The sequence below is a fragment of the Mesorhizobium sp. M7A.F.Ca.US.014.04.1.1 genome, assembly GCF_003998745.1.
GTDB classification, from domain to species: Bacteria; Pseudomonadota; Alphaproteobacteria; order Rhizobiales; family Rhizobiaceae; genus Mesorhizobium; species Mesorhizobium ciceri.
In genome coordinates this window covers 1-2,545 of record NZ_RZRW01000726.1, presented here as the reverse complement: position 1 = coordinate 2,545, position 2,545 = coordinate 1, and the positions used below count along the sequence as shown (strand labels likewise).

The window sequence follows — 2,545 nt, the reverse complement described above, 5'->3', positions numbered from 1 at the left end:
CACCCACGCCGACGTCGTAGCGGAAATAGCCGCCGATGCGCAGGCAGGTTTCGGTGCCGGGGATGTAGAAGTAACCAGCGCCGTAGACGTCGCAGATCTTGACGTATTCAGCGGGTTCCGGCTCGGCAACAACGACGGCGTCGGCGGCGTGCGCACCGGAAACTGCGATCAGAGCCGCAGCTGAGCCGAAAAGAAGGCTCTTGATGTTCATTTTCCTCTCCATTCAAAAGATCAAAAAAAGCCAGGGTATCTTTCGAGGCTGGCAACCCGCTCCCCGGAAAACGCCGCACCCATGGATCCAAGCTCCTCCTGCCGTCCGCAGCCGAAGGCGCCACTTCCGTCAATCGACGGAAATTGCTTGCAAAATGGCTCGGACGACAAACTTGGCGGTGGATGTATGCGGTGATTTCGCGATGACGTTAGGACAGGCGCAACTCGTCACGAATGGCGCTGCTACGCAAAACCATATCTGTGGCTAATGCCCTGTCCGCGGCAGCCATGTATCTGCCTGTGGCGCGCTCCCCGGACGGTCAACCGGGTCTGGGCTCGTAGATCGGGAATGCCTCGCAAAGCTCCTCGACCGACCGCCGAGCCGCCTTCTCCTGTTCGGCGCCCCATTGCGTTCCGACCGCATCCAGCACGTCGGCTATGAGATTGCCGACACGGGCAAACTCGCCCTCGCCGAAACCGCGCGTGGTGGCGGCCGGTGTGCCCAGCCGTATACCGGAGGTGACGGCAGGCGGCGCCGGATCGAAAGGAATGCCGTTCTTGTTGCAGGTCAGCCCTGCCCTGCCCAACGCCTCCTCCGCGTCCTTGCCGGACAGGCCCTTGCCGCGCAGGTCGACCAGCAGCAGATGCGTATCGGTTCCGCCGGAGACAATGTCGAATCCGCGCTCGCCAAGCGTCGCGGCCAGCTTTCTGGCATTCGCCACCATCTGCCGGGCATAGGTCTTGAACCCGTCCTCCAAGGCTTCACCCAGGGCAACGGCCTTGGCAGCAATGACATGCATCAGCGGGCCTCCCTGCAGGCCAGGGAACACCGCCGAATTCAGCTTCTTGGCGATGTCCTGGTTGTTGGTCAGGATCATACCGCCGCGCGGGCCGCGCAGCGTCTTGTGCGTCGTGGTGGTGACGATATCGGCGACCTCGACCGGGTTGGGATGCACGCCGCCGGCGACCAGGCCGGCGAAATGCGCCATGTCGACCATCATCAGCGCGCCGACGGCATCGGCGATCGCCCGGATGCGCTTGAAGTCGATGATGCGCGGATAGGCCGATCCACCCGCGATAATCAGCTTTGGCCGTGTTTCCCGCGCCTTGGCCTCCAGCTCCTCATAGTCGATAAGGCAGTCGCTCTGGCGCACGCCGTATTGCACGGCGTTGAACCATTTTCCCGACAGTGTCGGCCGGGCACCGTGCGTCAGATGCCCGCCGGCGGCGAGCGACAGACCCATGAAGGTGTCGCCCGGCTTCAGCATGGCGAGCATCACCGCGCCGTTGGCCTGGGCGCCGGAATGCGGCTGCACATTGGCGTGCGCCGCGCCAAACAGCCGGCAGGCCCTGTCGATGGCAGCCGCTTCGGCCAGATCGACATATTGGCAGCCGCCGTAGTAGCGGTGCCCCGGATAGCCCTCGGCATATTTGTTGGTCATCACCGAGCCTTGTGCCTCCAGCACAGCCGGCGAAACGATATTTTCGGATGCGATCAGCTCGATTTCGGACCGCTGCCGGCCCATCTCGCGTGCAATCGCATCGGCGACCACCGCATCCTGGAGCTTGAGGTTCCTCTGGAAAAAGCCGGTCATTCTGCTCGTCTCCTGGCGGCAAAAGGCGGACACGGTTTTCGGCGTCGCCATGCCTGGTGTTGGAACTGAAACGGGGAGCTAGTTCACTGCGTCAGGCGGGGTGCGGCCTTCGAAGAAGGCCGACAGATTGTCGATCACCCGCATGCCCATTGCGATGCGCGTTTCGCTGGTGGCGCTACCCAGATGGGGCAGCAGCACGACATCTTCACGCTCCGTCAAGGCGCGCGGCACGGACGGCTCCGTCTCGAACACGTCGAGCCCGGCACCAGTAATCCGACGCTCACGCAGCGCCTGGACCAGTGCGTCCTCATCCACCACATCGCCACGCGCGGTGTTGATCAGGAAGGCTGATTTCTTCATGCGGGCAAGACGGCGTTCGTTGATGAGGCGGGTGTTTTCGCCACCGCCCGGACAATGCAGCGACACGAAATCCGAGGCCGCCAGCACCTCGTCCACAGTCGCCAGCTGCCGCGCCGGCATGCCGGGGTGGGGAACCGGCCGGCTGTCGAAGAAGACGACCTCCATGCCGAAGCCGAAGTGACAGCGCCTGGCCATGGCCTGGCCGATCCTTCCCATGCCGATGATGCCGACGGTCTTGCCGCTGACCTGGGTGCCGCAGAGATGCGTCGGCCGCCAGCCGGTCCATTTGCCGGAGCGCAGCTCGCGCTCGCCCTCTCCGGCACGGCGCGCGCACATCAAAAGCAGCGTCATGGCGAGATCGGCGGTTGCATCGGTCAACA

General features: G+C 63.9%; 3 protein-coding genes. All 3 read right to left on the bottom strand.

The annotated features are described in order from the left end of the window. Nucleotides 1-211 (bottom strand): porin (locus EOA22_RS30575; protein WP_206521365.1); only part of this gene is annotated, 211 nt, incomplete at its 3' end. 319 nt (nucleotides 212-530) lie between these two features. Further along, on the bottom strand, nucleotides 531-1,805 hold the full coding sequence (gene glyA / locus EOA22_RS30570; RefSeq protein ID WP_013529884.1) for a serine hydroxymethyltransferase: 1,275 nt from the start codon (nucleotides 1,803-1,805) through the stop codon (nucleotides 531-533). A 78-nt stretch (nucleotides 1,806-1,883) separates the two neighbouring features. Then, nucleotides 1,884-2,545, bottom strand: a 662-nt coding sequence (locus EOA22_RS30565; protein ID WP_164756046.1) for a D-glycerate dehydrogenase, incomplete at its 5' end; no start/stop codon positions are given.

Coding starts and splice junctions, on each gene's coding strand:
- glyA (WP_013529884.1), bottom strand. CDS start 1,805: ATGACCGGCTTTTTCCAGAGGAACCTCAAGCTCCAGGATGCGGTGGTC.